Below are 18638 nucleotides of genomic sequence, written 5' to 3'. Positions count from 1 at the left end.
AATGTCAAACACTAAAGCCATAGAAGATTTAATTAATGGTTATGCAACCAGTGAAGATTCTTCTTTTCTAATACCAAACGTAACTGAGGATTTTTTAGCTGTAAGACCGAGTGGAAATCCAATATCTGCTAAGGGATTAGTGGGAATGTTTGATAGTAAAGACTTAGTTGCAGAATCATCAGAGCTAATCAAAACCCACAAAATTGAAATTTACGGTGAGATAGCTTACGCAGTTTTTACTTTAAATGAAATCTTCAGTTATAAAGGAAATCAAAATAAAGATCTTTCAACTTATACTTGCATTTTTAAAAATGTAAATGGTATTTGGAAGTATTCTTGGATGCAAAGATCCCAAGGCACTACTGATATGACCACATGGGAATAAATGAAAAGATTACTACTCCCACCACTGTTCAAACTATTCAATTGATTAAAGATTTAATTAATCATGATTAAATCATTCTTAAGGATTCATGCAAAATATTTGAGACCGATTACTTTATTTATACGACAGTTCTGGTGATCGACTCGACCAAGGTTGACCAACTAGATCTTCACTAATTCATGGTCTGCTACACCACGGTAAATTAACTTATCTAACCTTTACGGAAAGTAAGTTAAGTGATCAGAAATTAAACTTTCGGGATTAATTCTGAACTATCTTAAAAATTAAGTCGTTTGTAAAGCATGAAGAAGTGAGTAATCACTTTTACATCCAAAACTAATTTCTAAGAAAATTCTTAATCTGATTATTAAATAGATCTCCTTTCTGTCGTCACCATTAAAAAAAGACCTGTAACAGGGTCTTTTTTTATGTCTTAAATTTTATTGATTTACTGTTAATCAACAAATAACTAAATATTTTTATCTCACTCTTTCGCGATCAGTTAATACTTTTTCAAAAGTAGAAAAGAAAGTACGAATGCTATTCAATGCAACCAACAAAAGAACTACTGATCTTCCATGTTGATTTAATTGAAGTGTTCTTTGAGTCATACTCTTAATAATCTTCGTTGTAATCGGATGGACTACCAGTTAAAGAACAAACAACTGATTCCTCTTTTCTCATTTCTTTTATTTCCATTATTGGTCTGCCCATTTTCTTAAGAACATTTATATCTTCTTTAGTCTGACAGCGAGCAATTATGTTTCCTTTTTGATCAAAGCAACTGTAGTAAGTCATTTTATTAAATGCAATTTAAAGTTTATGGTTGATTTCAGTTGTAGCAACGCAACCGACTCATGACAACCATATTTTTAATCTAAGTCAGCAATAGATTTAAATGGCTAAAAAAAAGATACCTCTTTCCGTACCTATATGTTCATCAAACCGCACACATTAGATACGCAGTGTTTTGTTCAAATCAATTAAAACATATATAGGACTTTGAAAAATTTAAGAAGGAGAATTTATGAGTGGAGATTTTGAGACTCTTGAAATTAATCAACCAAAAATTACATATCTAAAACCAGAAGACAATACAGAATGTTTAGACAAATTAATTAATAATATTGAGGACATGAAGAATAAGATATCAAAAGATTCTTAGAAATTTAAGAAAGAAACTTTTTTATTAGATCTTTAGTTTGAATGAAAAGAAATTCAAAAAAGAATTTAAATTTTGTATTTAAGGTAACCACTTTTTTGTGAGCATTATTCAGAATAAGAGTCCGACTATTTTTTTATGCCAAAAAATTTAGATGAAAATTCTTATGAAAAAAGAATTGAAAATATAGAAAAAGGAAAATCTTATTTAAAAAGTAATGGATTTTTTAAATCAAAATCTAATCTATTCGAAGACATACAAAGATTTATCTATAAAAGGTAATTAAAAAAATATTTTTTACTTTTGATTAATTAAATCTCTCCATAAGCAAGCCATCACATAAAAGAAAGAAAGACTTGAAAAGGTAAAGAGAAAAAAAGAATGGGTCAATTTTCTATAACTAAATTAGACCAAATAATCCTGCAGTAAAACCAACAGCCGAAAAGAATGTGAACTCAATCAAATCTCTTGGGGCAGAGTTCATAAATAAACCGATTTGAGTCATGATTTTATGACTTGAGAGAATTTTTTAAATCAAACTTTTCAGCTTTTTCAATTTGACACTCAGTATCATCTTCAGCACATTTGATTTCAGCTTTTTTGTTCATGTGGCTACTACAACCGCCTGCTATAACTGGTAAACCAGTCGTAGCCGTAAAACCAGTTAAACATGCAAAAGCTATATAAGGAAAAAGTCTTTTCATTTAATTGTTACTTTACGTAAACCTATTATGTTACATAAAAAGCTCAAGTGTGAGTAGCTGATAATTCGCGTGCACCCTATACCAATCATCTAAAGTGATTTAGCAAACCTATGAGTTTTATATTTATCTGGGTATTTTTACTTATATGTTGAGTTGAAGACTTTAAATAATTAATGTTTGTTTTGGGTTTATATATAAGTCATGGATAAAGAACATTTAATTGATTTAATATCTAATAGCATTATTTCTGAGATTAAAGATCTCGAAATTAATGAGGAAAAATTGATTGCAAATAATTATTTAAATAATCTGAATTTAAATCAGCTTAGAATAATTTCTAAAGAATTTATTTTGTAATTTTTATTGAATATTTATTTAAATAAATGAGATTTTCTTTACTATCATTTGAATTTTAATAAGTTAATACCTTTAATATGAATGATTCAGAAGAATTTAAACCTAGCCTTAAACAAATAAATGAGGATATCAGACCTACATGGGAAGATATCAAAAAACAATCAGAAGTTTTAGTTAACAAACTTGGTTGCCCTAGATCATTTGTAGGAGGGATGCTTCATGCAATAGCAAGCGACTTCTCTGATATGAAAACTTGGGAATAAATGAAAAACTTATTACTTACACCACTTTTCAAACTATTCAAAAAAAGCACTTTCCTCTTATCACTAAATCAAAACTCGTGCCCTGTTTTAGATGCTGAAGAAATAAAAAAGCAAGAACAGAAAGAAGCTATTCAAAGGTTGTACCCGTAAACTTTTAACAGAAATATATCAGTTCATATATACGATGCAGCATGGTCCTATGCACCCCCATGCAACCATTACTTTCCTAAATAGGAACTTTGATGGATAATAAATTCATATCTGAAAAGTTATTCACACTTTATTCAAACCTATATTTTCGCCGAGATCCCATGGTACAACAGGAACCTAGCTACTGGCTAATGAAAAGTGAGCGCGTCTAGCTATTACTGGGATTTCAGGGAATCGTAATTTTTTACTCAAACTTTACTCAAACTTTTAAAGACTAAAAAACTAACCGATATTGAGTTCGGTTCGAAGTAAGAAAACCCTGAAACTATTAATCTCTTTTGATGAATAGTCTTCAAATGACAAAGACACAAAGCACAAAAACTACATTAAGTAGCAAGCTAAGTGTCTTGGAAGTAATCTGCATTAATTAAAAAGGTTTTTGTACTCGTGTGTAGGAGTGCGGGGTTAACCTTGAAACCGCTAGGCTCAAGTCCTTACGAAAAGGACAAGTCCTTAGACCACTTATACCGATAAAATATATTCATAACAAGTTTAGGTAACTTGATTCACTAGCCAAAAACTAATGAAAAGGAAGGTAAATTATTTAATAAATTTCTGCTTATAATTCTGGCTTCTCTTCTTCAACTGGCTTCTCTTCTTCAACTGGCTTCTCTTCTTCAACTGGTTTCTCTTCTTCAACTGGCATCTCTTCTTCAACTGGCTTCTCTTCTTCAACTGGCTTCTCTTCTTCTTCAGAAAATCTTCTTTTTAAAAATTCAGAAATTTTTTGGAAAAGATCCTTTAGGAATTCAAAAATTTTATACAGAATGTTTTTCATAAATAAAATTCCCTATTAGTTTTACGAGATAAAACTTAAACAAAATTAAACACATATTTCTTTTCAAAGCATTCCGAAAAAATACTTAATTCTTTTTTTAGAAAAAAATATTTTTGAAATTATCTTGGATGTCACATCTAAGAGCTGAATTGCAGTTCAATTTTTGATTTGCTAAAAAGATAGAGCGGGCTAAAGTCCAATGCTCCACGAGGATTTAGTCCGCTGCCGAAAGGTGAATCTATCCTAATTAAAGTAACTTTCTGCTAGTTTTGATAAATATATTGATTACTTGATAAATATTTTTTGTATATTGCTATTACAAAATTAATAAGGTTATCTAGATTAGTTACTAAATCCTCGTGGAGAAAGCTTTAGTTAACTTCTTTTACTGGTTACTAATAAAATCAGCTATATCACATTATGGTGAGTCATTGGTTCCAGTAGAAGTTCCATCTAATTTAACCAAACCTTTTTCTTAATTTCTAATGGCAGGTATTAAATACTTTAATCAAAAGCTTAGTTAAACTACCTTTTTTATTTTAAAACTAGAATTAATACTCCAAAAATTAAAGTAGAGGCAACAAATCCAACACCAACTAATCCAGCAATTATTCCAGTATTAAGATAGACCTTTACTTTTGCTAATTCCTTCCCTTCTCCAATAGTCCTCATATTTTAAATTTCTTTTTTGATAATCTAATGCGTTCATGTTCTTATCGAGTATGGCAAAAGGAGAATTAGTAAATTTCATGGCATAACACCTCTAAAAAAAATAGTTTATTGAATATTTAATAGATATGAGATTTTATTTATCTCAAGTAACTAGATCCTCTATAAGTAAGCTTTATTGTTTTCTCTTCTTGGCTCTTGCAATATACGAAAGATTTGCCGTTAAAATACATGTTTACCATTATGCAGCTCCTGGTCTTGATCAAGTCCCCGTCCTATGGCTTGATTCGTACTGCGGTCTATCTAATAGTAGATCGGACGATTTAGTAGCATTTACTACACTTTATTTATAGAGTATTTATACTCAGTTGTCAACCCTTAAGATTAAAATTCTCAGTCGCAATAGACTAAACAATGCTGATTAGTTGGATGTTCTCTACATTCCCTCTTCCAATAGTCTTCAAATAAATGGTTATCTCTATCAAGATTTCTTGTTATTTCTTCCATTCTGTTTCCAGCATAATTAAATGCTTTTAGGTATCTTGGAAGGATTGTGAATTGATTGAATAGTTTCATTTAGACCTCCTAGATCTATACTTATATTGTCCTCCTATAGCCTTGAAATTTATAGGTCGGTTTGAGGAACTATTAGGTACTGGAAGAGGTATATATTTTGAATCAAAAAATACTAAAGCAGTCCTAAAATTTATACATGGTTGTCATGAGGCAGTTGCAGGGATACAACTGAAGCCAACCATAAATTATTAGAGATCAATTCAAGATTTAAAACACACTCATTATTTAAAAAGAAATCTTCTCCACTTTAGATAAAACTAAAATAAATCAGGATTTGAAAACAATGTAATCATAGATACCAACAGGTATTTAGCTAATTGATTATATATTTAACACACGAGTTAACCCGTTCCAATTTGTTGACTCTGAGGTTTTACCGTTGATTCCTTATCTTCTGAAAGTTGTTCCTTGCAGCTTTAGATTAAAAAACGGTCTTTATTTAATCTAAACCATGCAAAAGAAAATCGTAAAAAAATATGCTGAATTAATGCATAAGGCGCAACAAGCTACTGGAAGAAAAGAAGCAGTTGGACTAATACATAAAGCAGCAAAGTTAAAAACTAAATTTGATAATTACGAGATGATGTGATCATCTACAAAGCAATTTTCCCAAATAAGAATGTCATTCTTAAATAAATTCTCGATTAAAGATATCATTCTCTCAAGCAAAGAGGCATATCAAAAAGAACTCAAGAACAACGGTGTGGGTTCACAAATAGGAAGGTCATTATTTAATAAATTTTCAATTAAAGATATCATTCTCTCAAGCAAAGAGGCATATCAAAAAGAACTCAAGAACAACGGTGTGGGTTCACAAATAGGTAAGTCATTATTTAATAAATTCTCGATTAAAGATATCATTCTCTCAAGCAAAGAGGCATATCAAAAAGAACTCAAGAACAACGGTGTGGGTTCACAAATAGGTAAGTCATTATTTAATAAATTCTCGATTAAAGATTTTTCCTTCAATATTTCCAACAGATAAGCGTAATTTATAAAGGGGTACCGTCATGATATATAGAGGAAAGGGGTACACTTTCCTAAATAGAAACTTTGATGGATAATAAATTCATATTCAAAGAAGTTACCCAAACTTTACTCAAACCCTATATATTCGCCGAGATCCTATGGTACAACAGGAAACTAGCTACTGGCTAATGAACTATGAGCCAGTAGTTATAGCAACGGATTTCAAAAACCCATAAAAAAATGTTCACGATATGTTCACGATTTAATGGCTTCACCTTCGAGTTGGGAATTCTATAAAGAAGAACAAACTAAGATTTTATGGGTCCATATTTGTACCCAAGATTTAACGGGTGTAGCTATTTCAATAAATAAATGGTGGAAGACAAGGTATCCAGAGTTCAAAATGAGAATCGTTTCTAAAAAAGAATTCGAACATATAAAAATGCAGGAGCAGCAACAGCAGCAATAAAATTAATCTTTGGTAAATTTTGATGCTGAACATTTTTTCTATTCAGCTAATATAAATCCATCACATTAATGAACAAATGAATTCTGCATTTACAAAAGTCTCAAATTTGAAAGTTAACAGGGCTTCTAAAATAGCTATTACTCTCGCATCATCCACTTTCTTCTTATACGCATTAGGTCAAGCACCAATTTTTAAAAATATTCTTGCAGGTGCTTTTTCTTGTTCTGGCTAAATACAATGCTTGTTTACAAGAGATGCTGACAATCTAGAATATCCATTGATTGACAGTCGATCGCTAAGAGGGGCAAATGCTCCTCTTTTTTTATTTTCCTTTTCGCATTACTTCAAACATACTTAAATATTGAAGTGGAAACACGGTAGCAATATTCTCCTAATCCTTTGGCATGACTAAAGAAAATTTTTGGCTAATGAACCATGTGCCAGTAGTCATAGTAATGGATCTTAAAAATCAAATAAATTTGATTCACGATTCATTCACGATTTTTCGATCTAAAATTGATTGAAAATATTCAAGAGAAATAAATACTTAGAGAATCTTTAAAGTAGAAAATCATATTAAATGAAAGCTTTCAATTATCTAAATATTCTGTAAACTCAAGTTTTATATTATTGATATTTTTAACTATCGTGAGATCCAAATTAAAAACTAAGGCATAATCTCTTTTTGAAAAAATAAAATTACTATTATTACGGGGTCTACTCCTCCATGCCTCATATTCTGCACCTCTGTTCATAGGCATATCTCTTAAGGAATTATTTGTTTTTAGATATCCTGCTAATAATGAAAAAGATGGAAATGGACCATCATTTCCTCTACTTCCATCAGGACTCAAAGGAACAATCTGAACATTTTTACAAGAGTGTCCTACTGGACCAATAAGACAGGAATATATTATTTTTTCTGAACTATCAACTAAAGATAATTTTATTGGATTATAAAAATAAGTTTTGAAGCCATATTTTTTTCTTTTTTTATAAGATCCGAAATAATCAGAGGAAGAAATGAAGGGATGATTAACTAATTCAGTTTGATATCTAAACCCACTTCGTTGTTCTTCTTGTACAGAATAATATTTTTTATATTTTTCTGAATTTTTTATTCTTATACCTAAGTTAGAAATAGAAAAAAGATTCACTTTTTTTTGATTGGTTTCTACTAAACCAACATAAATATTTTCATTTGGTTTATTGGAAGATAAATTTCTCGAAAACTTTGACCTGAACATATCCATAGAATTAAACATAGATTTTGTATTTGATCTCCATCGATAAAAATATTTCTCAGAATATCTATTTTTCTTTTGTTCTACATTTCGATCAATTAGATAGAAAATCATGTTCGACCAATTGTCAAAAGTAAAAGTAGATTTATTTCCATCACTCAAGTTATCCAAAACTTCTTTAATATTTTCCTTAAATGAATCATTCAATTTAAGACTAAATGGGACAACAAACATTTTCATTGGATCCGATCCGTCTGGAAGTTTATAAACGGAAGAACTTGCATCTACATAAAAGGAAGAAACTCCGTTTAACCGTTCTGAAGGAAACTTATTGAAGGGCAATGCTTTACCTATTTCAAATTCAGTAACTTCACCCTTAAGAATAGGTTTTATTACTTTCTCAACGTAAAGATCTAATTTATTATCTTCATTGTCAATATTTGCTTTAATTGCATTAAACATGCCGGTATCAATATCCTTAATGTTGTAAGCAATCTGTTTGATATAACTAATAAAATCATCAACTTTCACATCAACTCTTGCAGTTATGTAAAAAATTCCATTACTATTATTAATCTCAATTATTTCGAAATAACTTATTGATCCTTGGGAATATATCCTAATATTTCTATCAATTTTTTTAGATTGATTTACTAGACCATTTTGAATTTCAATTTGTTTACTTATTTTTGTTTCCGCATCAATAAATTCACCGACAACATTTGTTAAAGCATTTTTTGCTGCATTTTGAGCCGCATCATCGATATTAACTCCGTAACCATTGGCAATTACAGTTTTAATTGAATTATTTTTATCGTTAGAGTTTTTACTTTTTATATTTTCAGAAGCTATTACTAAATTGCCTCTAAATACAGTTTGAATATTTATAAGTTGAAAAATTATTGATATTAATAAAAGATTAAATAATTTCATTATCGATAAGTTTCAGAATCCAATAAAATGGCTAACTATTTCACATCTATAGTTTATTAGATTGACCCCATACCACCCTACACTTTCCTAAATAGAAACTTTGCAGGATAATAAATATATAAAAGCGAATAGTATGATATTACATTCTCGATTCGTTCACGATTTGCAATTTCCTCCAAATCCTTTGATATGACTGAGATTAATTACTGGCTAATGAAGTGGGTACTTGATGCTAAAAAGTATTTTTAAATATAAGTTAATAAATTTGATGGTTCTTAAATGCAGGCAAAAGTTTCTGAAACTTTTTTAATAATTAAGATTACGCATTCTTAAATCATTTTGCTGCATATTGAAGTTATGTTGCTGCATACGTAAATTATGTTGCTGCATATTGAATTGCTGATTCATTTGGAACTGCTTACTATTAATCTGATTTTGCAAATGTATTGCTTCATAATTTGGTTGATAACCGCCGCCCCATCTCCCTCGGTTATAGCTTTGAATACCTTGATTGAGGATTTCAAAGAATGTCCCCCATGCTTTTAGTGCCTTTCCTCTTTTAATTTTTCTCTTTGCAATTTTTAATTCGTCAAGAGCATAATTATCATTGGGAAGAATAGATAAATGTTTTTCTATATCCTTTATTCCATCTTGGTAGTTCCCAAGGTCAATTTCTGATCTTGCCCTATTTAAGTAAGCCCAGTTGTGATTAGGGTTGATTTCTATAGCTTTATTAAATTTTTTAATTGAGTTTTCATAGTCCTCAAAACCAACTGCTAAAAGTACACCTATGTCATTGAGTGCTAAGTAATCGTATGGAACCATCTTTATATATTGATTTGCTTCTTTAAGCGCACCTCTGAAATCTTCTGATCTATATTTTCTCCAAGCTTCTTCATAAAATTCTAATGCTTCATTTATATATGAAGTTTTAGTTTTTGAATCTATAAGATATGAGAAATTTGTTACTTCCTTATTAGAAGGAGAATATACTGTCTCGCAATAGTCTATTTCATCTTGAAACTCATATTGAGCACATCTTCTGGATACTAATGCAAGAATCTGTCTTTCTCTAATAGCTTCCTCCTCTTCTATCTTTGCTAAAAGCTCATAAGACTTTTGTTCTCTAATGGCAGCCTCTTTTTCTGCTTTAATATTTGAAAAAGAGATAAAACCAATTATGGGGATTGTAATTAGTCCCAACCCCACAAAACTTAGAGCATGAGGTTTAATAATTTTTTTAATTAAGTTTGGCTTTAGAGAAAATATATCTTTGGATTTTATTAATTTTGGCGCACCACAATGTGGACATGCATTTGCTTTGTCAGAAATCTCTTTTTTACACTCGTAGCATTCAATAAGTGCCATGCATCATGAGTTGGGTAATCCTGTTATATAGTAATTTACTTTCAAAAAAAATTCTCTTACAAAAAATATTGAAGGAGCCAAGCAACAAAGTGCAGCAAGCCAAAGCTATTGAAGAAGCCAAAAAACCTGGATGCAAAGGGATTCATAAAATGGATTTATTATTGATGTCATGAGTATTTCACGGGTTAGCAAAATAATTCCGTAACAACCTTCCCTTTCCTAAATAGATAATTTGATGGATAATTAACCTAGAATTGAACGTTTTTAATATTCTGTTCACACACCGTTCACACATTGTAGTTTTCTTCTAAATTATTGATATGACTGAGATTAATTACTGGCTAATGAAGTGAGTACTTGATGCTAAAAACTAAAGCCTTCCAAATCCCTTAATTCTTTTTTCTGTTTTATATCCTGCTTGTACGAATTGAGTATTATCAGTCCCGACATCATAAAGAGTATAATTTTTTCCTGCCCCAATACCAATAACAGCTTTTTGAGGAACTTTCTGCTCTTTCTTACGATTTCCATTTAAATCTTCTACTTCAGAATTAACAATCCCCTCTGTCAATTCCAAGTGAAACTGTTGTTTACTTCTTGCAGTAAATAATCTGTTTACCTGAAGACGTGTAAGTCTATCAAGGAGTGTCAGCGGCGGCGTATCTAGTGTTAAATTTTCGCCAACATCTTTTGAGCTTCCGTGAATCAAACCACAATCAAGTTCAACAAATCCAAATTGAAGTGCTGCTATCCAATCAAGAAATGATTTGTCTACAGCATTCGTAAGAGACTTAACTACTTCTTCACCCTTATTTATTCTCAAAGCTTCAGCTCTTTGATCACCACGGTAACCACTTTCCAAGAGGATTTGTTCTTCCCACCAACCATATATGCACCATGGTTGTAAATCATTACTTTTTGGATTAATTAACCTATGGAGAAGCCTATTACAGTTTTTTTCAGGACCTATCATATCCCCCAAAACAAAAAGAGTTATATTACCAGGAGTTTTTTTTAAGTCTTTTTGAATAAGTTCATAAGTATCTAGATCCCCTTTAAGACCACTTACGAGTGCCCAGCGTTCTATCATCTTTCACAAACATGAGATGCATCTTCAGCTTGTTCTGCAAATTCGAATCCATTTTTTAAACGCCATGCAAAAATCGGAGGAAGACCGGCATCTATTATTGCTTTACAAGTAAGTTCAATATCATATTCCACTTCTCTAATTTTTACTTCATTAGTGACATCGTTATAAACAACATAAGTAGCTTTAGTTCCTCCATGTCTTGGCTCTCCAACTGAACCTGCATTTACTATTCTTCGCATCGGCAATTGAATTTCTTTTTCTTGAGTATCTTTGGGAACAGCATTTTTGATCTTTACAGCAATTGAACCATCTGCTAATTCGCGAATATAAGGTTGGTGAGTATGACCACAAAATAGAATCTCTGCTCTGGCATTTTCAACTCTCTCAAGAGCTGCGAATGCATCCATATCGGGTAGAAGATATTCATGTTGACTATTAGGACTACCATGAACAAAAAGACACTTATCTTTACGTATTGAGTAGGGTAGATTAGCTAGATAATCCTTATTTTCTGTAGTTAATTTATCTGTAGTCCATTGATGAGCAAAATGACCTCTTTTTTCAGCAAGCTGAGAAGGATAACTACAATCGCAAGCATCTAATCCATCAACAACGTCTTCGTCCCAACATCCCTGACAAGTAGGAATTTCTTTATCTCTTATTAACTCAATAACCTCATTAGGTTGAGGACCATAACCCACTAGATCTCCAAGACAGGTAATATTTGTAATTCCTTGGAGTTCAATATCTTTTAAGACAGCCTCTACTGCAGGTAGATTTGCATGTAAACATGAGATGACAGCTTGATTCATTTTTAAGTTAACGGCGAGCAGTTTGTAATTGTGAATTTCTAAGTGAAGTTTGATGATGCTCTAGTACAGCATCATTAAGAAGGCAATTATGAATCGTTGCTTTTATTGACTCGAAGTTTAAATTTTTCCCTTGTATAACAATTTCAGAACATCTTTCTGGTCTTCCATTAAGAGGGGCAACTTGGTTTAATGTTTGATATTGAGATCCTTGCTGACTGACTATCCAATTAAACAAGATGTAACGCCCATCAGGTAAGTTCATTAATGCTTTTGCTCTATATACATCCCCATAAGCACCATTAACTAATTCAAACCAAAAAGTATTCAAGCTTGCAGGATCCCAAATATGCTTTTGAAGATCAAGGCTTATTGATTCAATTTCTCTAAAATCTAAAGTATCTTTAATTGATAATTCTGGATCTCTACCAAAATGAAGATATCTATTTGGCTGGAGATTATATTTTTCAAGTTCATTAATAATTCTCAGATCAACTCCATTAATACCCTGAGATTTAGGTGTAAAAAATTGTGGAAATTCAATAATAATTAAAATGTTTTCTTTATCTTTCTCTGATATTGAGTTTGAAATAGATAAGTCTAATAAGTTAGGAATTTGATCTTTCAAAAAAGCAAAATCAATTTTTGAATTTATTGCTTGCTCTAAATTAATTTCAGAATATCCTCCTAGACGTAAGTAACCACAATTACCAGAATAATTCTTAAAAGTATTTAGTATCCAATTTGTCTTACCGCATCCTGGCGAACCTGATATTAAACAGACTTGACTCATAAAAAAATACTACCTAATGTATAAAATTTACACCAATATGAAAATGAAAATCATTTCTGTTTTCGATTTTAAATATTTATTTTTTGATTTAAGTGATAAAAACATTAATATTTAGAGAATTAATTACTCCATACCAACCATCACTTTCCTAAATAGATAATTTGATGGATAATTAACCTAGATTTGAACGTTTTTAATATTCTGTTCACACACCGTTCACACATTGTAATTTTCTTCTAAATTATTGATATGACTGAAATAAACTACTGGTTAATGAAAAGTGAGCCTGATGCCTACAGCATAGATACTTTAAAAAATGATGGAGTGACTTTATGGGATGGGATAAGAAACTATCAGGCTCGAAATTTCATGAGAAGTATGAATAAGGGAGATAAAGTTTTTTTCTATCATTCCAACTGTAAACCTCCTGGAATTGTAGGGATGATGGAGGTGATAGATGTAAATATTGTTGATCCTACACAATTTGATAAAAATTCAAAGTATTTTGATTCAAAATCAAAACCCGAAAATCCTAGATGGGATTGTGTAAAAGTAAAGTACTTATCAAAATCTAGCAAAATTCTAAGCTTACCTGAATTAAAGATTTTATTTAGTGAAGACGAGTTACTAGTTGTCAAAAAGGGAAATAGATTATCTATTTTACCGGTACGGAATGATACAGCAAAAATACTACTAGAAAAAATTTGAAGACGTTTTAGTCTTTAAAATTCATTGAAAACATATTTCCAATATAGAGTCTTGTTAAATCCCTATTTTGAAATCCCTTTTGCATTAAAAACCCTGCAATAGCTGCCTGTAGTATCCTGTATTGATCCCAATTAGGATGCTCCTCAACAAATTCTTTCATAGCCTTCTGAAGATTTTCTTGAAGTTCACATTTGAAACTAATTACTTCATCTTTTTGATTTAAAACTATTGAGCTTACATCGTCACTAAAATCCTTCATATTAAAAAATTTTTTAATGAAATCCTACAAGATCTAGTTTTCTCTAAAATCATTAAATAGTCAACAAGTATTATTTATGTTCAGTCTCAGTGAGAGAATTATGAGATTCTAGTCATAAGAATGGGTGTCATTGAAACTTATTTTGGCAAATTAAATCTAACTTAATTATAAAGAATTGTATAAAATCAAAAGTTTTCCACACACTTTAGGTCAAATGATATTTTTCAAAAAATAGTTGTGGAAAAATTGTGAAAAATTTTTTTTTACACGGGGAAATATTTCGCAAAATTTCCAATTTAATTTATCTTTTAATCCATTGATTCCCACATTTTTTTTATTTCAGAGAATAATTCTTGTGCTACTTGTATCGGCCAATACATTTCAAAAGATCGAGTTTGGTCTTGGCTTTCAAAAACGAATCTTAAACTCCATTCATTCTTTTTACCCTCTAACTCAATATACCAAGGTAATTGTTCTAATTCTAAAGTGATAAACTCCTCTTCCATTAATGTATTTTGAATACTTAAAAGTTGTTTATTAATTTTTATAAGTAAGTGATATAGCAAATCAAATTCACTTTTTTGTAACTCAATTGACCAATTTTCAATACCAATCAAGAAGCAATATTTGCCTTTTCTAACATCTCTAAGTAGTCTCCATCTTTTTTGATACTTACCCAAGATTAACCAGGAAGTAAATCTGGTTGATCTTGTTCATCACTTAGTTCAATTATTGATCTTTGAACAGGTTTAATAGTTGACTCCTCTAGTAGTCCATCAAAATCATCAAAACGTCGTTGTTTAGCTCTGAAAGCAATTTTCACTGTTGTTAAATATCTATTGGTTGATTTTCTTATCAAACTCTCACCTCTTTTTGCAAGATCATTTGAATCAATTCCTGAGTTATTTGATATGTTCATTAAATTTTATTTATTATGAATTATATTTTACAGTTTATTGGACCGATTCAAAACATAAATTACAAAAAGCACTTATTTGATTCAACAAAAATTCATATGGAAGAAAATTTATTTGGAACTCTTGCTATAGATTTGGGGAATACTAATACTGTAGTAGCTTTTCAAGATCAAAAAAATATAAATCCTGTATTAATTGAATTACCTAATATTACATCTTCTCCAGGTGTTATCCCTACAGCAGTTTGGTACGAGGAACCCTCAAAAATTTTAAAAATTGGGAAAAGTGCTTTAAAGATGCGTGATAGTTATAATTCACACTTGTTTTTTCATTCTAATTTTAAGAGATTAATTGGAAATCCTATTGAAAAAATTAATCAACAAAATATTTTAAGTCCTATTGAATGTGGCGAAAAATTTTTTAAATTTTTATGGGCAAATATTCCTCAAAAATATAAAATCAAAAGACTTGTTTTAACTGCTCCTATTGATACATACAAGGGTTACAGACAATGGTTAATTAACCTATGTAAAGAGATCTCTGTAGATGAAATAGCATTAGTTGATGAGCCTACTGCGGCAAGTTTAGGTGTTAATATTCCATTTGGGTCCAAAATTATGACGATCGATATCGGCGGGAGCACAATAGATATGAATATAGTAAAAATAGAGGGGGGAGAGGGTAAGTCTAGCCCCATAGCTGAATTATTAAAATTCAAGGGAAATGATTTAAGCTCAACTTCAAAACAAAAAATAAGGTGTGCTGAAATAATAAGTAAAACAGGCTCAAAGATTGGCGGTAAAGATATTGATCAATGGATAGTTGATTTTTATATTCCAGATAATAAATATGCAATTAATCTTTTAAAGGCAGAAGAAATAAAATGTAAACTCAGCTCAATTAAAACAAAATACGAAAAAAAATTTCCAATAAATTTTTTTGTTGAAGAAACTCAAGAAAAAAAGTTTTTTCTTAGTAGAGAAATATTCGAGAAAATTATTATTGAGAATAATCTTCTTAATCACCTTAACTCCTTACTTAAAGATTTATTAAATGAAGCAAGAGGCAAATTTTGTACATTAGATGACATAGTTGCAATTATTTTAGTTGGAGGGGGTACTCAAATACCATTAATAAAAGAATGGGTTGTGAACGAGATTCCCAAAATTGAAGTAAAATCGCCACCTCCAATTGAATCAATAGCTTTGGGAGCTTTAGCAATGACGCCAGGCGTAATTATTAAAGACGTATTAAACAAGGGATTATCCATTAGATTATTTAATAAAAGAGAACAGAAACACTTCTGGTATCCTATTTTCTGTAAAGGTCAAACATGGCCAACAGAAAATCCATTTAAACTAATCCTTCAAGCTAGTAAAAACAACCAGAAAATATATGAAATAATTATTGGAGAAACTAAAAAAGAAAGAGAATATGATGTTATTTTTGTAAATGGATTGCCAAAGTTATCAGAGGTTCAAAGTGAAGAGGAAATTATAAAATGGGACAAAAAACCAATTAAAATCGAACTGAAAAATAAATGTAATCTTGGAGAAGACAACTTAAAACTTTTCTTCAAAATTACTAAAAAAGCCGATTTGCTAGTTAAGTGTTTCGATATTAAAGATGAATTCTTAGGAGAATTTAATTTAGGAAATATTTTTTGATACAAAACTATTCAAGAAAAACTCCTTCTTCATTATCAATACTATTAAAACGAACACTAATACTTTCATTTTTACTTGTTGGAACTTTTTTACCGCAAAAATCCGGTTGAATTGGTAATTCTCTATGACCTCTATCTATCATTACTAACAACATTACTCTTTTAGGTCTGCCCCATGAATATAGAGAATCAATAGCAGCTCTAATTGTTCGTCCCGTAAAAATTACATCATCTATTAAAAGAATTTCTTCTTGCTCAATAGGAGTTGGTATATCAGTTGCTTTTATTAGTCGAGTTCCAACTCTATTTTGATCATCTCTATAAAAAGTCGGATCAATTATACCTTTTCTTATTTTTAAACCTGTCTTATAGAATAATTCTTTTTCTAGAACGTTAGCCAAATCAATTCCTCTAGTTGGAATACCTACTAAAAGAAGGTTATCCAGATTTTTTACTGTTTCAATAATTTCGAAAGTTAAACGAGCTAGGGTTTTCTTAATTTCCTCTTCAGTAAGTATTACGATTCTTTTAGTTTCATTGGACATGATTTATCAATAAATAAAATTTGTTCAATATCCTCATAAATTAGCAAAAGCTAACTATGTTAAATATAAATTGTTAAAGAGTAGTTTTTAAAGCTAAATTTAGGTTTGGATCACTTAATAATGAATTTGATCTAAACATGTCAAAGATTAGCAGCAAAAATATAAATAAATTAAATGTTCCTCAGAGCCCTGTAGTCCTTGCAATACTTGATGGATGGGGATTTCGAGAAGAGACATCAAACAATGCTATAAAAGCTGCGAGTACCCCAATCATGGATGCATTAAGTCATGCATATCCTCACACTCTTATAAGCGCTAGCGGATCTGATGTTGGATTGCCAGATGGTCAAATGGGTAATTCAGAGGTTGGGCACCTTACCATTGGCTCTGGAAGAATAATTCAACAAGAACTTGTAAGGATTTCAAATGTCGTAAACAATAATCAATTAGGAATAGTTAATGCTTTAAAGGAGATGGCTGATTCATTAAAGAAAAACAATTCTACTTTGCACATTACGGGATTATGTTCTGATGGTGGCGTACATAGCCACATTAATCATTTATTAGGATTAATAAAATGGGCAGCTGAGAATGGCCTCAAAAAAGTTCAAATTCATATTATTACTGATGGAAGAGATACGCCTGCAAAAAGTGCAACTAAATATATAAATCAAATAGAATCATGCATAAAAAAATTCAATACAGGTGAAATAGCTTCTATATGCGGAAGATATTGGATGATGGATAGAAATCTTTTATGGGACAGAACGGAAAAAGCATACGTTAATATGACTGATCCAGATATTGAAGTGACTAGTATTTCACCTCAGGATTACATAAAAAAAAGTTATGACAAAAATATTACTGACGAATTTATAGAGCCAATACGAATGTCTGAAAGTTATCTTAAAAATGGGGATAGTTTAATTTGCTTTAACTTCCGTCCAGACAGAGCAAGACAAATCATCAAATCAATTTCTGATAAAGAATTTTCAGAATTTGAAAGAAAACATTTCCCAAACTTAGATTTAGTAACTTTTACTCAATATGATCCAAACTTCCCTGTTAAAGTTGCATTTCCTCCTGAGTCTCTAAATAATTTTATTGGCCAAATAGTTTCAGAAAATGGACTGAAACAATACAGAACAGCCGAGACTGAAAAATATCCTCACGTTACTTATTTTTTCAATGGAGGAGTAGAAATTCCTCTGCCAGGTGAAGAGAGACACTTAATTCCATCTCCAAGAGTCACAACTTATGATATGGAACCCGAAATGTCTGCGGAAGAATTAACTAGTTCTTGCTGTAATGCGATAAAAAGCGGAAAATATGCTTTTGTCGTAATCAATTTTGCAAATCCTGATATGGTTGGTCACACAGGAGAAATGGATGCGACAATTAAAGCTATCGAAAAAGTAGATCAATGCGTAGGTCAAATTGTTAATGCTACTGGAGAAATGGGTGGGAGTATTATAATTACAGCTGATCATGGTAACGCAGAGCTAATGAAAGGTCCCTCAGGAGAGCCATGGACGGCGCACACTACCAATAAAGTTCCATTAATTTTTATTGAGGGTGAAAAGAGAAAAATTGCCAATATGGGGAATGAGATTTATTTAAGGGACAATGCTGGCTTAGCAGATATTGCACCAACTTTACTGCAATTATTAAATCTCCCAATCCCAAAAGAAATGACAGGAAAATCTCTCATTAAAGAGATTGAGTTAAAAGGTTATAATAAAGTTGTACAACACGTATAAAGTT

General features: G+C 30.8%; 30 protein-coding genes. 16 read left to right on the top strand and 14 right to left on the bottom strand.

Annotated elements, in window-relative coordinates; genetic code table 11:
* The first annotated feature begins 1 nt into the window (after position 1).
* Positions 2 to 385, top strand: coding sequence for a DUF3804 family protein (locus JJ842_06990; protein MBO6971656.1), 384 nt, complete (start codon positions 2 to 4; stop codon positions 383 to 385).
* Between the two features lie 615 nt (positions 386 to 1000).
* Here JJ842_06990 and JJ842_06985 read toward each other — a convergent pair.
* Positions 1001 to 1183 (bottom strand): hypothetical protein, encoded by a 183-nt coding sequence (locus JJ842_06985; protein MBO6971655.1) that lies wholly within the window; start codon positions 1181 to 1183, stop codon positions 1001 to 1003.
* Between the two features lie 229 nt (positions 1184 to 1412).
* On the opposite strand from JJ842_06985, the gene JJ842_06980 reads away from it, so the two are divergent.
* Both JJ842_06980 and JJ842_06975 read left to right on the top strand, forming a co-directional pair.
* On the top strand, positions 1413 to 1550 hold the full coding sequence (locus JJ842_06980) for a hypothetical protein (protein MBO6971654.1): 138 nt from the start codon (positions 1413 to 1415) through the stop codon (positions 1548 to 1550).
* Between the two features lie 135 nt (positions 1551 to 1685).
* Entirely contained in the window at positions 1686 to 1829 is a 144-nt protein-coding gene (locus JJ842_06975; protein ID MBO6971653.1) for a hypothetical protein, read from the top strand.
* Positions 1830 to 2056: 227 nt separating this feature from the next.
* On the opposite strand, the gene JJ842_06970 is transcribed toward JJ842_06975, so the two are convergent.
* The gene (locus tag JJ842_06970; GenBank protein ID MBO6971652.1) at positions 2057 to 2251 is read right to left on the bottom strand and encodes a hypothetical protein; all 195 of its coding nucleotides are present in this window, start codon (positions 2249 to 2251) and stop codon (positions 2057 to 2059) included.
* Positions 2252 to 2452: 201 nt separating this feature from the next.
* Here JJ842_06970 and JJ842_06965 point away from each other — a divergent pair, with 201 nt between their 5' ends.
* The 3 genes from JJ842_06965 to JJ842_06955 all read left to right on the top strand — a co-directional run bounded on the left by JJ842_06965 (position 2453) and on the right by JJ842_06955 (position 3021).
* Positions 2453 to 2608, top strand: coding sequence for a hypothetical protein (locus JJ842_06965; protein MBO6971651.1), 156 nt, complete (start codon positions 2453 to 2455; stop codon positions 2606 to 2608).
* 77 nt (positions 2609 to 2685) lie between these two features.
* Positions 2686 to 2871 (top strand): hypothetical protein, encoded by a 186-nt coding sequence (locus tag JJ842_06960; protein MBO6971650.1) that lies wholly within the window; start codon positions 2686 to 2688, stop codon positions 2869 to 2871.
* The gene (locus tag JJ842_06955; GenBank protein ID MBO6971649.1) at positions 2872 to 3021 is read left to right on the top strand and encodes a hypothetical protein; all 150 of its coding nucleotides are present in this window, start codon (positions 2872 to 2874) and stop codon (positions 3019 to 3021) included.
* A gap of 619 nt (positions 3022 to 3640) precedes the next feature.
* Here the strand turns inward: JJ842_06955 and JJ842_06950 are convergent.
* Entirely contained in the window at positions 3641 to 3859 is a 219-nt protein-coding gene (locus JJ842_06950; GenBank protein ID MBO6971648.1) for a hypothetical protein, read from the bottom strand.
* Between the two features lie 534 nt (positions 3860 to 4393).
* Positions 4394 to 4531 carry a hypothetical protein gene (locus JJ842_06945; protein ID MBO6971647.1) on the bottom strand — a complete coding sequence of 46 codons (138 nt, stop codon included), beginning with the start codon at positions 4529 to 4531 and terminating at the stop codon, positions 4394 to 4396.
* A 125-nt stretch (positions 4532 to 4656) separates the two neighbouring features.
* On the opposite strand from JJ842_06945, the gene JJ842_06940 reads away from it, so the two are divergent.
* Positions 4657 to 4881 (top strand): hypothetical protein, encoded by a 225-nt coding sequence (locus JJ842_06940; GenBank protein MBO6971646.1) that lies wholly within the window; start codon positions 4657 to 4659, stop codon positions 4879 to 4881.
* A 40-nt stretch (positions 4882 to 4921) separates the two neighbouring features.
* On the opposite strand, the gene JJ842_06935 is transcribed toward JJ842_06940, so the two are convergent.
* Positions 4922 to 5104, bottom strand: a complete 183-nt coding sequence (locus JJ842_06935; protein MBO6971645.1) for a hypothetical protein — start codon at positions 5102 to 5104, stop codon at positions 4922 to 4924.
* Between the two features lie 42 nt (positions 5105 to 5146).
* Here JJ842_06935 and JJ842_06930 point away from each other — a divergent pair, with 42 nt between their 5' ends.
* The 5 genes from JJ842_06930 to JJ842_06910 all read left to right on the top strand — a co-directional run bounded on the left by JJ842_06930 (position 5147) and on the right by JJ842_06910 (position 6774).
* The gene (locus JJ842_06930; GenBank protein MBO6971644.1) at positions 5147 to 5296 is read left to right on the top strand and encodes a hypothetical protein; all 150 of its coding nucleotides are present in this window, start codon (positions 5147 to 5149) and stop codon (positions 5294 to 5296) included.
* 259 nt (positions 5297 to 5555) lie between these two features.
* Positions 5556 to 5693, top strand: coding sequence for a hypothetical protein (locus JJ842_06925; protein ID MBO6971643.1), 138 nt, complete (start codon positions 5556 to 5558; stop codon positions 5691 to 5693).
* Positions 5694 to 5819: 126 nt separating this feature from the next.
* Complete coding sequence (locus JJ842_06920) at positions 5820 to 6089, top strand: hypothetical protein (protein MBO6971642.1); 270 nt, start codon at positions 5820 to 5822, stop codon at positions 6087 to 6089.
* 249 nt (positions 6090 to 6338) lie between these two features.
* A complete protein-coding gene (locus tag JJ842_06915) occupies positions 6339 to 6542 on the top strand; it encodes a hypothetical protein (protein MBO6971641.1) in 204 nt (67 codons plus the stop codon).
* A gap of 76 nt (positions 6543 to 6618) precedes the next feature.
* Entirely contained in the window at positions 6619 to 6774 is a 156-nt protein-coding gene (locus JJ842_06910; protein MBO6971640.1) for a hypothetical protein, read from the top strand.
* Positions 6775 to 7132: 358 nt separating this feature from the next.
* Here the strand turns inward: JJ842_06910 and JJ842_06905 are convergent, their stop codons facing one another.
* The gene (locus JJ842_06905; protein ID MBO6971639.1) at positions 7133 to 8719 is read right to left on the bottom strand and encodes a hypothetical protein; all 1587 of its coding nucleotides are present in this window, start codon (positions 8717 to 8719) and stop codon (positions 7133 to 7135) included.
* Positions 8720 to 9025: 306 nt separating this feature from the next.
* Positions 9026 to 10087: a hypothetical protein gene (locus JJ842_06900; GenBank protein ID MBO6971638.1), complete on the bottom strand. Its 1062-nt coding sequence runs from the start codon at positions 10085 to 10087 to the stop codon at positions 9026 to 9028.
* Between the two features lie 5 nt (positions 10088 to 10092).
* On the opposite strand from JJ842_06900, the gene JJ842_06895 reads away from it, so the two are divergent.
* Complete coding sequence (locus JJ842_06895) at positions 10093 to 10260, top strand: hypothetical protein (GenBank protein MBO6971637.1); 168 nt, start codon at positions 10093 to 10095, stop codon at positions 10258 to 10260.
* A gap of 197 nt (positions 10261 to 10457) precedes the next feature.
* Here the strand turns inward: JJ842_06895 and JJ842_06890 are convergent, their stop codons facing one another.
* The 3 genes from JJ842_06890 to JJ842_06880 are packed head-to-tail and all read right to left on the bottom strand — an operon-like array spanning position 10458 to position 12779.
* Positions 10458 to 11177: a phosphoesterase gene (locus JJ842_06890; protein MBO6971636.1), complete on the bottom strand. Its 720-nt coding sequence runs from the start codon at positions 11175 to 11177 to the stop codon at positions 10458 to 10460.
* The gene (locus tag JJ842_06885; GenBank protein MBO6971635.1) at positions 11174 to 11989 is read right to left on the bottom strand and encodes a metallophosphoesterase family protein; all 816 of its coding nucleotides are present in this window, start codon (positions 11987 to 11989) and stop codon (positions 11174 to 11176) included. Before JJ842_06885 ends, JJ842_06890 begins: the two co-directional genes overlap by 4 nt.
* A 7-nt stretch (positions 11990 to 11996) precedes the next feature.
* Positions 11997 to 12779, bottom strand: a complete 783-nt coding sequence (locus JJ842_06880; GenBank protein MBO6971634.1) for a GTP-binding protein — start codon at positions 12777 to 12779, stop codon at positions 11997 to 11999.
* A 249-nt stretch (positions 12780 to 13028) separates the two neighbouring features.
* On the opposite strand from JJ842_06880, the gene JJ842_06875 reads away from it, so the two are divergent.
* Complete coding sequence (locus JJ842_06875) at positions 13029 to 13487, top strand: EVE domain-containing protein (GenBank protein ID MBO6971633.1); 459 nt, start codon at positions 13029 to 13031, stop codon at positions 13485 to 13487.
* 7 nt (positions 13488 to 13494) lie between these two features.
* Here JJ842_06875 and JJ842_06870 read toward each other — a convergent pair whose 3' ends face one another.
* The 3 genes from JJ842_06870 to JJ842_06860 all read right to left on the bottom strand — a co-directional run bounded on the left by JJ842_06870 (position 13495) and on the right by JJ842_06860 (position 14665).
* The gene (locus tag JJ842_06870) at positions 13495 to 13746 is read right to left on the bottom strand and encodes a DUF2811 domain-containing protein (protein MBO6971632.1); all 252 of its coding nucleotides are present in this window, start codon (positions 13744 to 13746) and stop codon (positions 13495 to 13497) included.
* Positions 13747 to 14054: 308 nt separating this feature from the next.
* The gene (locus JJ842_06865; protein ID MBO6971631.1) at positions 14055 to 14426 is read right to left on the bottom strand and encodes a DUF1818 family protein; all 372 of its coding nucleotides are present in this window, start codon (positions 14424 to 14426) and stop codon (positions 14055 to 14057) included.
* 2 nt (positions 14427 to 14428) lie between these two features.
* Entirely contained in the window at positions 14429 to 14665 is a 237-nt protein-coding gene (locus tag JJ842_06860; GenBank protein MBO6971630.1) for a DNA-directed RNA polymerase subunit omega, read from the bottom strand.
* A gap of 96 nt (positions 14666 to 14761) precedes the next feature.
* On the opposite strand from JJ842_06860, the gene JJ842_06855 reads away from it, so the two are divergent.
* Positions 14762 to 16330, top strand: a complete 1569-nt coding sequence (locus JJ842_06855; protein MBO6971629.1) for an Hsp70 family protein — start codon at positions 14762 to 14764, stop codon at positions 16328 to 16330.
* A gap of 7 nt (positions 16331 to 16337) precedes the next feature.
* Here JJ842_06855 and pyrR read toward each other — a convergent pair whose 3' ends face one another.
* The gene (gene pyrR, locus JJ842_06850) at positions 16338 to 16874 is read right to left on the bottom strand and encodes a bifunctional pyr operon transcriptional regulator/uracil phosphoribosyltransferase PyrR (protein MBO6971628.1); all 537 of its coding nucleotides are present in this window, start codon (positions 16872 to 16874) and stop codon (positions 16338 to 16340) included.
* A gap of 137 nt (positions 16875 to 17011) precedes the next feature.
* Here pyrR and JJ842_06845 point away from each other — a divergent pair, with 137 nt between their 5' ends.
* Positions 17012 to 18634, top strand: a complete 1623-nt coding sequence (locus JJ842_06845; GenBank protein ID MBO6971627.1) for a 2,3-bisphosphoglycerate-independent phosphoglycerate mutase — start codon at positions 17012 to 17014, stop codon at positions 18632 to 18634.
* Positions 18635 to 18638 lie beyond the last annotated feature (4 nt).

Origin of the sequence: Prochlorococcus marinus CUG1433, from assembly GCA_017644425.1 — a bacterium.
Lineage (GTDB): Bacteria > Cyanobacteriota > Cyanobacteriia > PCC-6307 > Cyanobiaceae > Prochlorococcus_A > Prochlorococcus_A marinus_U.
This window is presented reverse-complemented; position numbering and strand designations above follow the sequence as displayed.